Source organism: Shewanella submarina, from assembly GCF_042646185.1.
Classification (GTDB): Bacteria; Pseudomonadota; Gammaproteobacteria; order Enterobacterales; family Shewanellaceae; genus Shewanella; species Shewanella corallii.
The window spans coordinates 435,857-452,161 of the sequence record NZ_JBHRTD010000017.1; the positions used below are offsets into that span (position 1 = coordinate 435,857).

The 16,305-nt window shown below is 48.9% G+C and carries 12 protein-coding genes; 4 read left to right on the plus strand and 8 right to left on the minus strand.

The genetic code is table 11. The annotated features are described in order from the left end of the window. Window positions 1-250 precede the first annotated feature (250 nt). The 3 genes from ACFOE0_RS15910 to ACFOE0_RS15920 all read right to left on the minus strand — a co-directional run bounded on the left by ACFOE0_RS15910 (window position 251) and on the right by ACFOE0_RS15920 (window position 4,533). Window positions 251-2,464, minus strand: coding sequence for a S8 family serine peptidase (locus ACFOE0_RS15910; RefSeq protein ID WP_248936171.1), 2,214 nt, complete (start codon window positions 2,462-2,464; stop codon window positions 251-253). 294 nt (window positions 2,465-2,758) lie between these two features. Further along, a complete protein-coding gene (locus ACFOE0_RS15915) occupies window positions 2,759-3,226 on the minus strand; it encodes a DM13 domain-containing protein (RefSeq protein WP_248936172.1) in 468 nt (155 codons plus the stop codon). Between the two features lie 17 nt (window positions 3,227-3,243). Continuing rightward, a complete protein-coding gene (locus tag ACFOE0_RS15920) occupies window positions 3,244-4,533 on the minus strand; it encodes a tyrosine-type recombinase/integrase (RefSeq protein ID WP_248936173.1) in 1,290 nt (429 codons plus the stop codon). Window positions 4,534-4,726: 193 nt separating this feature from the next. On the opposite strand from ACFOE0_RS15920, the gene ACFOE0_RS15925 reads away from it, so the two are divergent. Then, complete coding sequence (locus tag ACFOE0_RS15925; RefSeq protein ID WP_248936174.1) at window positions 4,727-6,289, plus strand: DUF3369 domain-containing protein; 1,563 nt, start codon at window positions 4,727-4,729, stop codon at window positions 6,287-6,289. A gap of 78 nt (window positions 6,290-6,367) precedes the next feature. Here ACFOE0_RS15925 and ACFOE0_RS15930 read toward each other — a convergent pair whose 3' ends face one another. Further along, a complete protein-coding gene (locus ACFOE0_RS15930) occupies window positions 6,368-7,993 on the minus strand; it encodes a phosphoethanolamine transferase (protein ID WP_248936175.1) in 1,626 nt (541 codons plus the stop codon). Window positions 7,994-8,228: 235 nt separating this feature from the next. On the opposite strand from ACFOE0_RS15930, the gene ACFOE0_RS15935 reads away from it, so the two are divergent. After that, on the plus strand, window positions 8,229-8,906 hold the full coding sequence (locus ACFOE0_RS15935; RefSeq protein WP_248936176.1) for a tRNA/rRNA methyltransferase: 678 nt from the start codon (window positions 8,229-8,231) through the stop codon (window positions 8,904-8,906). Between the two features lie 49 nt (window positions 8,907-8,955). Here the strand turns inward: ACFOE0_RS15935 and ACFOE0_RS15940 are convergent, their stop codons facing one another. Then, window positions 8,956-9,231: a hypothetical protein gene (locus tag ACFOE0_RS15940; protein WP_115136790.1), complete on the minus strand. Its 276-nt coding sequence runs from the start codon at window positions 9,229-9,231 to the stop codon at window positions 8,956-8,958. 377 nt (window positions 9,232-9,608) lie between these two features. Here ACFOE0_RS15940 and ACFOE0_RS15945 point away from each other — a divergent pair, with 377 nt between their 5' ends. Further along, window positions 9,609-10,625 carry a DUF3080 family protein gene (locus tag ACFOE0_RS15945; protein ID WP_248936177.1) on the plus strand — a complete coding sequence of 339 codons (1,017 nt, stop codon included), beginning with the start codon at window positions 9,609-9,611 and terminating at the stop codon, window positions 10,623-10,625. Window positions 10,626-10,724: 99 nt separating this feature from the next. Here the strand turns inward: ACFOE0_RS15945 and ACFOE0_RS15950 are convergent, their stop codons facing one another. The 3 genes from ACFOE0_RS15950 to ACFOE0_RS15960 all read right to left on the minus strand — a co-directional run bounded on the left by ACFOE0_RS15950 (window position 10,725) and on the right by ACFOE0_RS15960 (window position 14,578). Beyond that, window positions 10,725-12,605, minus strand: a complete 1,881-nt coding sequence (locus tag ACFOE0_RS15950; RefSeq protein ID WP_248936178.1) for a S8 family peptidase — start codon at window positions 12,603-12,605, stop codon at window positions 10,725-10,727. A gap of 324 nt (window positions 12,606-12,929) precedes the next feature. Further along, entirely contained in the window at window positions 12,930-13,637 is a 708-nt protein-coding gene (locus tag ACFOE0_RS15955) for an SDR family oxidoreductase (protein WP_248936179.1), read from the minus strand. Between the two features lie 434 nt (window positions 13,638-14,071). Continuing rightward, window positions 14,072-14,578 carry a hypothetical protein gene (locus tag ACFOE0_RS15960; RefSeq protein ID WP_248936180.1) on the minus strand — a complete coding sequence of 169 codons (507 nt, stop codon included), beginning with the start codon at window positions 14,576-14,578 and terminating at the stop codon, window positions 14,072-14,074. A gap of 678 nt (window positions 14,579-15,256) precedes the next feature. Here ACFOE0_RS15960 and ACFOE0_RS15965 point away from each other — a divergent pair. Next, entirely contained in the window at window positions 15,257-16,303 is a 1,047-nt protein-coding gene (locus ACFOE0_RS15965) for a tyrosine-type recombinase/integrase (RefSeq protein WP_380712334.1), read from the plus strand. Window positions 16,304-16,305: the final 2 nt, after the last annotated feature.

Sequence of the window (16,305 nt, forward strand, 5' to 3'; positions counted from 1 at the left end):
TAGCCCGTCACTTCCCTGTGGTCGGGGCTTAATTCGGTGGGGTTACCGTTAAAGCATAGACCATGGCCTGAACACTTTTGTGCTTGTATTGGTCGGTTGCCGGTTCCTTTGGAGCATAAGCGATGGCTCTGACTTCCCTGTCTGACCTTGGTATTCACCAATGCCAAAGGAACCGGCATAACTTTAATTTGGATAAAAAGTAGCCCGTCACGTCCCTGTGAACAGAGCTTAAGCTTGATAGTTGGGACTATCAGTTGGTGCTTGCGAAAACTTCTCCGTAGGAGTAGCTGGTGGCCGTGTAGCTGATGTTATTCAGGTTGCCCAGAGGGCTTTTGAATACCAGCCATGACGCTGAGGTACCCGCTCCTGCATCAAGATCAGACACCGAGGTGCTGGCGCTTGAGGAGATCAGGCTGACGCCTGCAGGCAGCGATATAGACGCCGTAATGTCGTGCGCTTTGATGCTGCCAAGGTTGGTGATATTCACCTTTACTGTGTAGTAGCCAGGCAAACCTGCATAGGTATAGCTTTTAACCAGGTTGAATGAAGGTGCCACGGCACGCTCAAAGTTCTCCTCGGTAGCCAGAGCTACACGTTCACTTTGAGAGCTGTTCCAGGCGTAAACCTTAATCACCTTGCGACCACTTGAGGTTGCTGCAACCTGATGCACGTTATCTTTGGACGAGAAGTCAGTATCTTCGAGGCTTTCCGAATCTTCGTCGTAAAGGCGCATATTGATATCACTCAGGTTTTTATAGCTGGTTGGGGTACTGGCATTGTTGTAGTCAACATCCCGCTCCCACACTATGGTGGACTTGTCACCCACATAGTTCTGGCCAACATACAGCTTGTAATCGCCTGAGTTGCCGGTTTTGGCAATGGTATCGATGAAGTAATCATCTTTGTGGAATTCAGCATGGCGGGCATCCAGATAGCCCCAGCCATAGGTGCGGTTCCACTCTTTACCTGTCACCTGACTGTCGTCCGCTGTGGTTTGGGTGTTGGCATCATCCCAGGAGTCGGCAGTGTTGATCATGGTCGCCTTCATGGAGATGGGATAGTAATGGCCTGAATCTCTCAGCAGCAGAGAAACAGCTCCTACTTTTGGCGCTGCTGAGCTGGTACCGCCCAGATTGGCGTAGCTGTTACCTGTGGTACAGGTGTAGGTTTGATTACCCGGCGCAGCGATATCCGGCTTCTTACGTCCATCATAGGCAGGACCACGGCTACTGCTGCCGGTGATCACATCGTCTGAACGGGTCACAGTGTTCTTGTCATCCATGTTGGCCACTGTCATACCGTTATAGTTCTCGCCTGGCTGGGTCATGGTAGTGCCGGCACCATATCCCTGGTTACCAGCAGATTTCGCCCAGATCAGATTTTTGCTGTGGACTATGCCATCAACAAATCGTGCCATGCTGCCCCAGGTCGTGGTCGAGGCTGAGCCGTTACCCCAGGAGTAGTTGATCACCTCAGGGTCATCGGATGCGGTGCGTACCATCCAGTCGGCACCAGCCATAGAGGTTGACGCTGAACCGGCATTGTCGACCAGGATCTTATCCAGACCGTAAGCCAGGCCTTTATAGGTGTTGTTGGTACTGGCATACATACAGGCCACGCCTGTGCCATGGGTACCATTAACGGCATAGTTTTCGATAAAGGTGTGGCTATTCAGGGCGCTGTGAGTCTCTTCCACACCGCTGTCGAGGATACCCACATCCCAGATGCCACCATCTTCACCATCGTTCCAGAATGAGCCGACACCCAGAGATTGAGTCTGGTTATTCAGTTCAGGTTCGCCGGGGTTATCCAGGCTCACAGCAATAACCATAGGGTTCTTAGCCAGTCGCTTGAGGGCGTCTGCTGGCATGGTAATGGCTACTGAGTGGTTGGTATCGATAAACTGTGTCACTTCGCCCCCCATGGACTCCACCATGGCAGCAAACTTTTTCTGGGACGGTGCAAGAATGGACTCAGCCTTATCTTTAAAGCGGCTGCGAATATCCAGCGCGACCTGTTCACGCTCCATATTCAGTTGTTTCATGCGTTCGCTAACGGCTTTAGGTTGACTACCCTTAGCCGCGGACCAGGCATCAAGCTCTTCATCCTTGGTGGCGAAACTGCCTTTGGGTTCATATTCCCTGACCAGAGCACGGATCTCCTGGCTGACTTTCTCTACCGCTCTGGCTTCCTGCTCCCTGGCCTGCTTAAGGATGGCACGATATTCGGGGGAGTTAAGCTCGACGATTAGCGGCAGAGTTGAATTATCGGCGGCAAAGGCTTTTACCGCGGGGTCGATTTTAAACACAGGCTGGGGAGCCTCTGCAGGTAGCGCCTTTTGTCCTTCAAGCACTTCTGGACCGCGCTGCTTAAAATCGGAGGTTTCTGCAAATACCGGGTGGGCATCCATACCCAAAGACAATACCAGGCCAACGGCCACGGAAACTTTACTGATCACCATCATGTTGAATACTCCATTCTCATCTAGATTCAGTCACAGGCTGCTCCAGCCTGTTATGATCATGGGGTTCGCCGGTGCAAATACCTGGGTTGCCCCCGGCGAGTCCATGCTGCGATAGAGATAGAAAGTTCCATGCCAACTTATATAGTGTTGTTTTTATTCAGATTGTGAAGTTCAGTGGCCTTAAAGCCTGTGGTAATGACATGTCAGAATCGGTTTCTGACATTGGGGTTGGGTGGCAAAAGAAGACAAAAAAGGCCCCGCAATGCGGAGCCTTCGAGCATCAACAGACTCAGGTTACTGATAACGACCGGATGAGATGAACTGGTTAAAGGACTCGCACCAGACGATGGCTGTGGTGTAGCGGCTGATATCCAGATGTTCCGGCAGTGGCAGCATAAAGCCTTTAAATGAATTGATATTGCCTATTTCAACCATCTTGTTTTTGTTGGCCAGAAACTGCTCTTCGTTCTCAACATAGACAGGCGACAGATACAGACGGTAATCCGGCCCCGGAGCCAGATCTCCTGCAAATGCGACTGTGTCAGGTGCAAAGTACAGCATGCCCTCGCCCCAATGCAGAAGATCGCTGCCACTGCGGTTACGGTCAAACTCTGCGACATAGCTTGCGTTGGTTTGAACACCGCTGAGCTCTGACGCTGAAGGCGGCTCTTCCTGAATAAGGATGGGCAATAAAAATATGCCCAGTGCAATGCCTAATAACAGTGCGGCACCGTGGGTAATTAATCTGGCTAACCATTTCATTTCACTTTTCCTTTTGGTCAGTTTCCATCGATTCCTGCGAGGTTATCCATGACCTTAGCATAAGCAGATTCATGACGCTCTATCTGGCTGGTATGCAGGTACTTTGAGGTGGTATCAATGCTGTCGTGGCCCGCATCAGCCTGTACATGGGACAGCGGCCTGCGATTGATATTGATGTCATGGGTAATACCTGTGTGTCGGATATTGTGTGCGCTCATGCCAGCCATGGCATTGGCGTCTTCATCCAGACCATCCTCCCGGGCCTGCAGTGCGGCCATCTCCAGTACCTGCTGGACTTCCTCTCTGAGTTGACGGATCCCCAGGTTGGCATTGAGCACACCGGCTTCCCGGCCCCGGCCCGCTGCCCTGTGGCGAATAAATAAAGGCGTGTTGTCACCGGCAGTTGGCAGGTCTGTTAACCCAAGAGACCGGCGATACCGGCTCAATGCTTTCAATAGGGCTTTAGATACGGCAACGCTGCGACGTTTACCACCTTTGGACTGAGGTACATGAAAACTCCAAACGCCGGTTTGAGGATGACGCTTGAACTGACCCATTACCGGAGAAAAGCCTGCTCTGGCGCCAACTTCGGAAATGCGCAGGTAACAGGCGTACAGCAGGCTTATCAGAAACAGACTGCGCTCACCTGACCTGGGTTGTTCCCGGGCCAGCTTCTCTGCACAGGCCATCACATAGGACCACTGCAACTCAGTGAATGCTGGCAGATCGTCATCCTGCTGCAGGGCGAACTTACGGTCACGGTTATAGCGGCTGTGGTTCATCCAGATCTGCGGAGGGTTTCGCTCGCAATACTCTTCGCCGACCAGATAAGCGTAAAAGGATGAGAGGATGGCGATTTTGGTTTTGAGCGCATTCTCAGACAATTGATACGGGGCTTCCTGCCCCAGCGTCTTCTTGCCGGTAAAGGGTTTCCATGCCGGATTGGGACTTCGCTCACCGCTGCTTTTATCGGCTTTGAACTGGGCCACATTAAAGTAGCCGATCAGCTCTGCTGGAGGTTGCTGGCAGTAGCCGACGTAACGGGAGATATCTTTACGGGTAAGCTGCGCCGGAGACATCGCAGCCACATCGAAACACCAGTGGAAAAAGGTGGTCAGCTCACTGCGATAAGCCTTGTAATTGTTCTCGTGATGACGCTGCTCCATCAACCAGTCACAGGCGTGTTCGTACACCAAACCGGCATCACTGACCTTATCGATACTAATCCCTGTGATGTATTGATTGACTTCGGCATTGCCCTGATCCAGATACTGAGGGCCATCAAACAGGGGGATAACGCTAGGCATTTAGGTGTTAATTCCATAATAAACAGAAACATAATATTACCTCACCCGGTCACAATGAGCTAAGACGTTTAGTGCCGTGCTGCGTGGAGCCTGGGAGCCTTTAAATCACATCAGCCGATAACTAGCGGTTGGCCGTTGCTCTACTACACTGAATCAATAGGCTTTAGATACGAGGTCACGGGTAATGTTGAATATGGGAAGCAACAGAAAAGGCTCTTTATTTACGGGGAAGGCTAAGCCCTCGGAAGCCAATTCGTTACCACCATGGAAAATTCTGATTATTGATGATGAGCGTGACGTTCACACTGTCACTAAGCTCGCACTGTCCCGCTTTAAGCTTGACGGTCATGGCCTGGAGTTCATCAATGCCTACAGCGCCGAACAGGCGAAAACCCTGCTGCTGGAAAATGATGACATCGCCATGGCCTTTGTGGACGTGGTGATGGAGACAGACCATGCCGGTCTGGAGCTGGTTCGTTGGATCCGTGAGGAGTTGCAGAATCAGGCGATCCGTCTGGTGCTGAGAACCGGTCAGCCCGGTCAGGCACCGGAAGAGGATGTGATTGTCAATTACGACATTAATGACTACAAAGCCAAGTCTGAGCTGGATGCCCGTCGATTACTCACCTGTGTTTACACCTCCATTCGTGCCTACCGGGATATTATTGAAATAGAGAAGGCCCGCAAGGCGCAAATCCAGCACAGAGAAGGCCTGGAGCGGGTACTGTCCGCTTCATCCGGCCTGTTTGAGTTCAGAACTCTGCATAAGTTTGCCGAAGGGCTGCTCAGCCAGGTGGCCAGCCTGCTCAATATCGATACCCAAACCCTGTTTTTGCGTTGCAGCTCGTTCGATGCCGTGGTGCTGGCTCCCAACGAGATCTCCTTCGATGTACTGGCAGGCACCGGCAGGTACTCGGGCGTCAACAGTGATGTTATTCCAGATGACATCAATGAAATGATGAAAGAGGCTATCGCCTCAGAAAAGTGTATCTATCGTGATGACTGTATGCTGGGGTACTTCCCGACCCAAAGGGGCTGGGTGAATCTGTTGTATCTGGATGGTGTAGGCAATATCAGTGAACTTAATCGCAAGCTGATTGATATTCTCGCGGTCAACGTGGGTATCGCGTTTGAAAACCTGATGCTCAACAAAGAGGTAGAAAGCACCCAATCAGAGCTAATCATGCGCCTGGGTGATGTGGTGGAAAGTCGCAGCAAGGAGGCGGCCAATCATGTGAAGCGCATGTCTGAATACTGCTTTGAACTTGGCCTGCTGGCGGGGATGACAGAAGCTGAAGCTCAATTCCTGAGACGGGCCGCACCTATGCACGATATCGGCAAGATTGCCATTCCCGATGACATATTGCTGAAACAGGGCAAGCTGGATGAAGAAGAGTGGGAGATCATGAAGCAGCACCCTGAAATTGGTCATCAGATCCTGGGAGATTCCGAGCGCCCTATCTTAAAAGTTGCCGCTCAAATTTCGCTGGAACACCACGAAAAGTACGACGGCAGCGGCTACCCCAACAAGCTTAAAGGCGATGACATCAGTCTATATGCACGTATTGTCGCCATTGCCGATGTGTTCGATGCCCTCACCCATGCCCGCTGTTACAAGGAGGCATGGCCCATGAATGAAGTGATTGATGAGATGAAGAAAGGCGCAGGAACCCACTTTGATCCCTTCCTGCTGGCGCTGTTTATGGAAAACATCAATACCTTTGTGGCCATCAAGGATCAGTGGCGGGATATCTGACATTCATCCCAACTGGAACCCAAAATAAAAAAGCCTCCTTTGCTGACAACGCGGGAGGCTTTTGGTTTGAGAGTCTTTCTACTCTTTGCAACTGGCCATAATGTCCTGGTTCTCGCGGTAGATTTGGGTGTCTACATCCATCAAACCAAGCACAGTATCAAACAGGTTATCGTGGGAGAAACCACCCGCTTTGGCTTTAGCCACAATACAGCTGCGTGACAACTTGCTGTCGTTAAGAAAGCTGTTGGAGAACCAGGCAAACATAGGGATATGGGTTTGCTCATCGGGCGCAATGGCATAAGGCGCGCCGTGCAGATACATGCCATCTTCACCCAGCGACTCACCATGGTCAGAAAGGTACAGCATACCTGTCTCATACTGATTGCTCTCCTGCTTCAATACCCCTATTACCTCACTCAAAATATAGTCTGTGTATACCAGGGTATTGTCGTAGCTGTTGACCAGCTCCTGATGGGAGCAGTTCTGTATATCGCTGCGCTTGCAATCAGGCATAAACAGCGCTTTGTCTTTTGGGTATCGCTGGTAATAAGTGGGTCCGTGGCTGCCCATCATGTGCAGCACAATCAAGGTATCCTCCGGATGGGCGTTCATTTTCGCCAGGGTCGTCTTGAGGCGGTCAACCAACACCTGATCCTGGCAGGATTCTCCATTACAAAATTCAGGGTCTGCATCCAGCGCAATCAACTCATGGGGGATCCGGTCGCAAACACCTTTACAGCCGCTGTCGTTATCAATCCAACTGAGCTTGATATCAGCATGGTGAAGCACATCCATCAGGGTATCTTCGGCGTGAGCATGCCTCGCGTCGTATTCCTTCCGGTTCATGCGGGAAAACATACAGGGCAAGGACACTGCTGTGGCTGTACCGCATGAGCTGACGTCATTAAATACCAGCATATTATCTTTGGCCGTGTATTGGTTGGTAGGCCTGTCGTAACCATAGTTCTGAAAGTTTTTGGCTCTTGCGGTTTCACCCACTACCAGTACCAGCAGCTTTGGCTTATGGTGTTTTACCGTTTCGTGGGCGTCCAACCCAAGCTCATGGTAAGGCAATGGTTTTTGCAGGTAAGTGATATTGACGTACTTAACCAGCGAGCCAACAAAATAGGTGGGCACTATGGAGCGCTTAAAGTTGTCATTATTGCGACCAAAAGTCACATAGTTTTGCAGGAACAACGCGGCAATCAGCCCAATAATCACAGCATTGAACAAAATAAACAGGCCCTTTTGCTTGAGCATTGTTGAGGCTTTTGGGTATTGCAGCGGCGCTTTATAAATCCAGATGGATGGCAACACACCGGTCAGCAGGAAACTTAACACTGAACTCATGTTCAGATAGGTTTGCGCTTCGGCGGGATTGGTTTGAAAGATGTTCTGCATCATACCGGCATCAAAGATAATGCCGTACTGCCATTGACCGAAGAACACCAGAGAACTGACCAATGTCAGCAGGATAAAGAAAGGTTTAACCAGATACCTGACGCTGAACAGGGAAAACAAAATCGACAGTGCGCAAAGCAAGAACAGAGGAATGGAGCCGACAAACCACCAATTGACCGCGGACTGAGCCGCCAGGCCTCTTTCGACTACAGAAAAGAACGGAATGTTAAAAATACAGACATAAAACAATGCCAGCAAGAAAGTGAATCGATTGATACTCGTCGGCCAAATGCTGAATCTCAAAATAAACCCCGGTGAGATAAAAAGAGCGTGAAAGAGCAACAATTGTAACCTTATTATTCGTACTCGCTCAGTAAGATAGCCCTTTATTGACAAAGATTAACCCTGAGTAAATCTTGCTGTTTTGGTCACTATTTATCCTGTTAAAGCCAACCTTGAGACAATCACGCCAGGGGGCGCTGACCCAGCGCAAATTAGCAGGCTATAATGCGCCTTTTATCCTGAATGGAAGTCCAGCATGTCTTTGTCTTTTATCCTGGTTGAACCCGCCCGGGCAGCCAACGTAGGTGCCGCAGCCAGAGCGTTGAAAACCATGGGGTTCAATGAGTTGATCCTGGTTAACTCAAGCGCGCATCAGGAAGATGAAGCCAGGTGGGTTGCCCATGGCGCAGCTGACATTCTGGATAACATTCGCGAGGTTCCCTCGCTTGCATCACTTCGCGAAGAGTTTGACCTTTTAATCGGGTCCACCGCAAGAGAGCGCGGCAGTGCCAAGGTATTTCTGACCCCGGATGAGCTTAATGGCAGACTGCAGCAGCATGAAGGCGGTAAAGTGGGGCTGGTATTTGGCCGTGAAGCCAGCGGTTTAAGTAACGAAGAGCTTAACACCTGCGACCTTTACACCTATGTGCCACTTAAGAATGAATACCCTTCGATGAATCTTGCTCAGGCGGTCATGGTTTACTGCTATGCATTGAGTAACCTTGATGCCCGTATTGGCATTCAACAATCCCAGGCACCTGATGCCCAGGTACAGGCGTTGAAAGCCAAGGCTGAAGTGTTACTGGATAAGTTAGCGGTAAAACAGGACGATAAATTGCGGGCTTGGCTGCTGGACGGTGTGGCTCAACTACAATCCAGAGACTGCAAGATGGCTCATCAGTTAGCCAGTGATTTATTGAAACACATTGATTGAAGACAGAATTCATGATCAAAAAAGGACGCTGCATTGGCGTCCTTTTTTGTCAGCTGCGTCTTAATCTGACGACTTTCATTATTTCCATGTCGAAACCGGCAACGGTCTCTGAGGCTGGATAGTAGGTCAGGTTAACTACCTGGCCCTCAAGGGACTTGTACTTCTTGGTTCTGTGGTACTTGAACGGTACGTCATAACCCTTGATCATCAGGGTATTGATAAAGCGCTCACCCTGCTCTCTTTGTGTATGAGATTCCACAGTACGATCGACACTATGAACCAGCCCGGGATGTTTTTCCTGTAGTTTTTCAATATCTGTTTTCATACTTTCCATCCTTTAGTTGGCCAGTCAGTATAACCTATTTAGCGCACAATTTCTCGCCAACAGTGTCCCTCTGCCTTCAGTAATACGTATACACAAGGGTCTGTTGGCCTTTAATGGTTGAATTTTGCTCGAGAAAGACGCGCTTTAGTCGCGACGCAAGGTGTGCCGCCTAGTGGGCCTAAGCAAATACCTTGCAACAAAGAGTAAAGCGCGTATAGCCGAGCCCTTCGGGCAGCGTTTGTCGTCGCTTTCTACTGCATTAACGCTCATTTATGTAGAACAACTACACTACAATCGCGTTGCTTTGTATAAAACAACGACAAAAAGCTGCAAAAACCATCTTCAAAGGTCAACAAACCCTACAGAAGGAGGAGTTGATGAAACCAGCGCTTATTATCGTCGCTTTGGGGCTAGTGACAGCCTGCACACCAGCGCAGGATGCCAAAGGGGTGTGGGACAACTACATGAGTCGGCTTGAGACGGTGATGGACGACAGTGCCCCTGCCCCGAATTATGCCGTCCCGCTGTTCCAACCACCCAGGCTTCCCGAGACAGAGAGCACTGTCAGCGTAGGAGTGCTTGACCTGTTTAAGCTGGACAGATGCCGCTTGGGGGCTCTGGTCAGTGAGCGAAACAGTACCCTTGGAAAGGTCTCTACGGCCAGCCAGCAATTTATCTACCACGTTCGCTTTATTCAGCTCACCCCGGAATGCATCTCTGCCCTGTCGGACGAATCTCCTGAACTTACCCAGTCCCTCAATCTGGCACTGGCAGACAAGCAACAAACTGCTGTCAGCGCCTTTGATCGCATGCTGGTCAATGACGCCAGCTTGAGGCAAAGTCTGTTTGCAGGGTCAACCAGTATGCAACTGGACAACGCCCTTGCCGGGATTACTGAGTTGGAAATGGCCGTTAAGAGCCTTCTGCTAATGAAACAGGCATTGGCCAAAGGGAATTTTGAGCGGATTGATACTGAGCTTGTAGAGTCCAACCTTGAGCAGTTTTATCGACACAGTTTGCTGCAGCGTTATATGGCGGGAAGCCGGGATAGCCTGGCAGCCCTGGAGCAGGTCAATTTGCTGCTGGCGGCCAACCCAGACTTCCGTGAGTGTGTTAAGCGCGGCAATAACCGTTCCCGGGAGATCCTGGCGACAGTGTTTCGTAAGTATTATCTGCCCGGGGCCCAGGCCTATTTGTCGAAGTTAAGACAGATCCAACTTAGGTTGGGGCCTGATCTTATCGCTCTGTTCAAGGGAACCGCTATGGCCGAAGGGGTGAATTTTTACTTTGGTGAAGGCGACGACAATACCTTGCACGGACGCATGGAAGCACAAATTAAACAGCATGTTGCCTGGTGGCAGCAGCTTCAGGATTCCTGTGGAAACCTATTCTGACATGCATTATTGGCAACACATAAAAGACCCGCCGAAGCGGGTCTTGTCACTTTCACATTTAAGCAGCTATTACCAGCTATTAATGACTATAAATAACTTTTAGTAGCTGGCCTCAAGGGTCAAACCTGAGTATGAGCTATAGCCACGCAACATGATGTGGTACGTGGTTGCTGAGCCATTGGTCAGGTTACAAGTCTCGTTGTTGCCATAACGGTATGGACGACAATCCCAGTCACTGGTGGTCGGCTCACTGCTCGCTTTAACATACATATCAGCATCACCACTACCGCCACTGCTTTGTACTGTCAGGGTCATTCCTGCTGGTACATCGATGGTGTAGAAGGTTTGAGAACCACGTGCGCCACTGAGATTGGTTTCAGGAACACCGTTTTCAAGACAGTTATCAGCAGTACAGCCACCACCGCCTCCACCAACTGTATAGGTACCTGTCAGCGTCGCACCACTGTAACTGGTGTAACCGCGAACCATCACGTACCAATCACCTGCAGCTGGGTTACTGAAGTCACAGGTTTCGTTATTACCGCTTCTGTATGGACGGCAGTCCCAGGTAGAAGTTGTTGGCTCTGCGCCATATCGTACATACAGATCGCCATCACCACTGCCGCCTGCCAGAGTGACTGACAGATTGGTTGCATCAGCCGGTACACTGATGAAGTAGCCGGTTTCAGAGCCTGAGCCACCTGACACAGCAACACCCTGACCATTGGTCAGCTCATTGCCATTGCCCGGAGGACAATCTGTGGTACAGCCACCACCATCTCCCTCAAGGGTGTAAAGCAGCTTATTCGGAGAACCTGTTTTGGCATCACTGACCTTACCGTCAGAGGCGCGAGAGGTCAGAGTCGACACAACCTGAGCAGGCGTCAGGCCAGGAGTCTGATCCAACAGCAAGGCTGCAGCACCGGCAACATGTGGTGCTGCCATCGAGGTGCCACTGATGGTGTTTGTGGCTGAGTTGGAAGTATGCCAGGTAGATGTGATGCTGGAACCCGGCGCATAAATGTCCAGACAAGAGCCATAGTTTGAGAAGCTCGAGCGTGCATCATTGTTGGCGGTTGAACCAACAGTAATGGCGTCGGCGGCTCGGGCCGGTGAATAATTACAGGCGTTGGAGTTGTCGTTGCCTGCAGCCACAACGAAGGTTACACCAGCTGCAACTGCCGCATTAACTGCGTCATCTACGGCCTGAGAAGCACCGCCACCCAGACTCATATTGGCAACTGATGGGCCGGAAGCGTTGTTCTTCACCCAGTTAATACCGTCAATAACGCCTGAGTAAGAGCCGGAACCCTGACAGTCCAATACTCTCACGCCGACAATATCGACGTTTTTAGCTACACCCCAGGTGCTGCCACCTATGGTGCCGGCAACGTGTGTACCGTGACCATTACAGTCAGATGCATCACTGTCATTGTCGACAAAGTCATAACCACTGGTCGCGCGGCCGCCGAAATCGGCGTGGCTGTTTCTTACACCGGTATCGACAACATAAGCTGTTACGCCGGTACCGTCATAGTCGTAGTGATAGTTATTATCCAGCGGCAGATCTCGTTGATCTACCCTGTCCAATCCCCAGGTTGCACCGCTTTGATCACCGGCGGCCAGAGGGGCAATAGTGACCATTTGGTCTTGCTCGACATATTTTACATTTGGGTTCTTTTTCAATGCCTTGAGCTGTGCTTTATTGGCCTTTACCAGCACGCCATTGAGGACATCACCGAAGTGTCTCTTCACCTGAACTGAGTACTGGTTTTCAAGCATGGCACCCTGCTGGGTAGCAAAATCCTGAACTGCCATTGGGGTATTGAGGCTTAGAACAGTTGGGGTCTTAAAGACAACAATGTAGTTGTCCGGGATAAGTTTGGCCTGTACTTCCTGTTCAATTGACACCTGGGCCGCCTGAACACAAGGCAGAAACAGAGTGGCCACAGAGGCCGCTATTATCTTCTTGTTGTACATGTCTATCTCCAAATACTTGCCAAAATCGGCGATATCTAAAGTACGTGGATTGTGACATTTGTCTGCATTAACCGAGGGATCCGGTATGGATTAAATCCCGGGTTTGGAAAGGATAGTTGACAGAAATCGCTAAAATTTCTTAACTAAATTTTGTACTAAGCCATTAATATTACTACCGTAGGAAAGTATATAAATACGCCCAAAACCGCCAAATGTAACAGATTGTAACCATTTTGGTGTGGCACAAGTTAGACTGACAACTATACCGCAAGGGTTAGTTAATCAGTCGTTTGAATGATTCTGTGTTGTAAACACTATAAAAGATTACCAAGGAATTTCCTGACCGGAAAAATCAATAAATGAACCTGTATTAAGTGGCGAGATAGTATCCAATATTCGTTTCAACCCGATGACAGACGCCTCGATATCGATCAGTGCATTGGGGCCTCCCATATCGGTAAGTACCCAACCCGGATGCAAGGCAACCACAATAATGTCATCCTCCGCCAGGTCCAGAGACTGACTTTTTGTTACTGAATTTAAAGCGGCTTTTGATGATCTATAGAGGTAACCTCCACCGGAATGGTTATCTTCCATACTGCCGACTTTGGAACTCATATTGGCGATACAAGCGCAATCTGCCAGACAAAGGTTGGGGTGAAATGCTTCTGCCATCTTCTGTGGCGCAATAGTATTGACCGCAAAAACCTTTTCCCATTCACTGACGTTGGTGTTACCGAATGAGACACCTTTCGGCCCATAATAGCCGGCATTATTGATCAGCAGGTCGAGAGGCACGCCTTGCAAAGCTGAAGCAAGACTCTGAATTTCATCATAATTTGTGACATCCAACCCGTATACTGCCAAGTCATCATCCAACTCCATCAGTGAAGTCAATTCGATAGCGTCTTCCGGACTGCGGCAACAGGCGGATACCCGCCAGCCGTCATTTAAATAGGCTTTGACCAGGCCTAACCCAATACCTCTGTTAGTGCCGGTTATCAAAACATGCTTTTGAGTTTTACTGACCATAGCTACAACCTCGACAAATATTGAACGGTAAGATGTGACACTTTGTCATGGAGTTGATCTTCAAAATCGTCGAGTTGAAGGTCAAAAACCTGTAAACAATTTGCGGCCTGATCCTGTGATAAGTTTTTGTTTCCCATGCTGTAACTGATTTCTGGTAAAGACTTGTCGTACCTGGGTTCCATGCGGCAGGTAACCATATCAGTCATAAAATGAGAGATAGCCTTGTTGGCCAGTGCACAAAATGGTTCGACATGTTCAGTACCTGTTGGTCCAAGACAACCTGGTTCCAATCTATACAAGACATCAATCGTAACGTTTCGGGACATGTAAATTACCTGGGTAAAAGTGAGAATGAAGGGAAGCGGCAAATACAGGCGACAGCCCTTTCCCTCTTCCCTAAGTATATGGCCGAATATTTGGGTTCGCTGATTCCTTTACTCTTCTTCGATGGAATCCAGCAGTTGCGATGCGGCATGTTCGGATAAAAGATTATCCAGAGCCTGGTCGAAACTATCGAAGCTCTCCTGCTCCATATAGAGTTTTAGTCTATTAATAATGTCTTTACTGACTTCAATGTGCGCTTTCTTTTGACGCTTTTTAATTTGCGATATTTCTTTACGGGCTTCGCGCCATCCGAGATCACTGAAGAACTGGTTCAACAGACTATTGGTTGCTTTCAATTGCTCAGCGGTAAAGTCCGACTTTTGTCTGTGACTATTAACCAAAGCTCTCAGACTATCAATCAACTGATTATAAATTGGGTGCTCTGTTAATCGGCCCGCTGAGGCAACCGAGACAAGATACCAATCCGGTTTACGTTGAATGTTTTCGCTGGTTAAAAACCGATAAATCATAGGTACGGTCAAACTGATTTCATCAGCCTGGATCAGTAACAGTTTGCGGCCAGCCCGGGGCGCTTCGCCGTGATATCTCCATTCCACTTTTTCTTCTCCTGATAAAATGGTTACACCATTTATACTTAAGAAATTATAGGGCTTAGAAATATCATTTACAACAGTAAGTTAGTCAGGGTGAAAAGCTATTGTATGGTTATACCATGATAATCAATGCATGTGTTCCACTCCGCAAGCAGTGAAGGTTATCTATACAGATAAAATGGCCAACCAGCATTTTTTAATATTAATCGGGCAAGATAAAGTATCGATATTTTTCAATTAGATCCCCGGATGAAGTTAAGAATTCCGCATTAACATATTAAGCAAAATGAGTTTTAATCAGCCAAATATTGAGCCGCTGGATAAATAAAGCAAAGGCTCCAATCTTACTCTTGTTGATTACTCTATTTAATGAGCTGTATTACCCGGGGATAATCCAATACCCATTTGTCGTCTGTATGATGATGCGCAGCATTTATACAGAATAAGTGGTTCACCATCTATTTACTCATTATGTTAAGCAAGTCGATTACCCAGCTGATTTAAATCTGCAGCGCTCAGTAAATATACAACTAAAAAGCATTACCCTCTCCCCGTGTCAGGCTTTGTTCAAGCAGCAAGCAATTAACATCGCTACCAGTGATAATGACGATTATCACTGGTAGTAATTGTCTGATTTAAGTACAATTTGCGCCACTATAAAGGAGATACCAGAGGTACTTAGTGTCTTATCCCTATTCTGGCTCACCCGGTCGAGGCCTGATCAACAGTCAGGTTCCTGAGCAATATCATCAGGAGTCCAACCTGCCCAGCAGTATTTTGGACGACTTCCATAATGCTGCCGCTGAAACAGAATTTGAAGTCTCCGCAAATACCCGACGTAACTACGCGACCAGCTTTTCGATTTTCCAGGATTATTGCCAACACCATGGTATGAGTGCGTTGCCGGCAGACCCCAGAGCTGTGATCTCCTTTATTGGTCATCAGAAAGATCTTTACCTGGAGTCCGGTGTTCAATTGTCAAAGGCGACACTGATCACCCGGCTCGCAGCCATCCGCTTTTACCATTTACAGGCAGGGTTTCGTACGCCAACGGATCATCCTATGCTGCTTCGAATTATGCGCGGCATCAGTCGTAACCAGTATCGACAGCAAGCTCATTATGATCAGCAGCCTATAATGTATACAGAGTTGGCCCGATTACTGGCTGCCGTAGATTCGCAGCAAAGTGGACTATTGAAAGTGCGAGATAAGGCTCTAATTACTTTAGGTTTTCAGGGTGGATTTCGACGCTCTGAATTAGCTTCATTACAAACCCAACATCTTACCTTTCTTCACGACAAGTTGAGAGTTCGGCTCGCCTTTTCAAAAAGTAACCAACAGGGGGGCAAGGAATGGAAAGACCTGCCCTACTCTGAGCAGTTCGCAGCGGCAGACTATGTTCGTCGCTGGTTGGAGATCAGCCAACTCAGTTCGGGGCATCTGTTCAGGTCCATCAGCCGATGCGGTAAATTTACCCGCCCCTATGAGCGCAAAATGCCAGGTAGCAGCGGTCGAAACTCAGGCTTTTTAAATGGTGATGACGTTTATCGTACTGTAAAAAAATATTGTAAAATTGCTGGCTTAGGCGAATCCTGGTTTGGCGCACATAGTTTGAGAAGCGGCTGCGTCACTCAGTTGCATGAGAACGATAAAGACACACTTTATATTATGGGCCGCACAGGTCATACCGATCCCAGGTCATTAAGACATTACCTTAAACCGAAATAATT

Coding starts and splice junctions, on each gene's coding strand:
- ACFOE0_RS15910 (WP_248936171.1), bottom strand. CDS start 2,464: ATGATGGTGATCAGTAAAGTTTCCGTGGCCGTTGGCCTGGTATTGTCT.
- ACFOE0_RS15915 (WP_248936172.1), bottom strand. CDS start 3,226: ATGAAATGGTTAGCCAGATTAATTACCCACGGTGCCGCACTGTTATTA.
- ACFOE0_RS15920 (WP_248936173.1), bottom strand. CDS start 4,533: ATGCCTAGCGTTATCCCCCTGTTTGATGGCCCTCAGTATCTGGATCAG.
- ACFOE0_RS15925 (WP_248936174.1), top strand. CDS start 4,727: ATGGGAAGCAACAGAAAAGGCTCTTTATTTACGGGGAAGGCTAAGCCC.
- ACFOE0_RS15935 (WP_248936176.1), top strand. CDS start 8,229: ATGTCTTTGTCTTTTATCCTGGTTGAACCCGCCCGGGCAGCCAACGTA.
- ACFOE0_RS15940 (WP_115136790.1), bottom strand. CDS start 9,231: ATGAAAACAGATATTGAAAAACTACAGGAAAAACATCCCGGGCTGGTT.
- ACFOE0_RS15945 (WP_248936177.1), top strand. CDS start 9,609: ATGAAACCAGCGCTTATTATCGTCGCTTTGGGGCTAGTGACAGCCTGC.
- ACFOE0_RS15950 (WP_248936178.1), bottom strand. CDS start 12,605: ATGTACAACAAGAAGATAATAGCGGCCTCTGTGGCCACTCTGTTTCTG.
- ACFOE0_RS15955 (WP_248936179.1), bottom strand. CDS start 13,637: ATGGTCAGTAAAACTCAAAAGCATGTTTTGATAACCGGCACTAACAGA.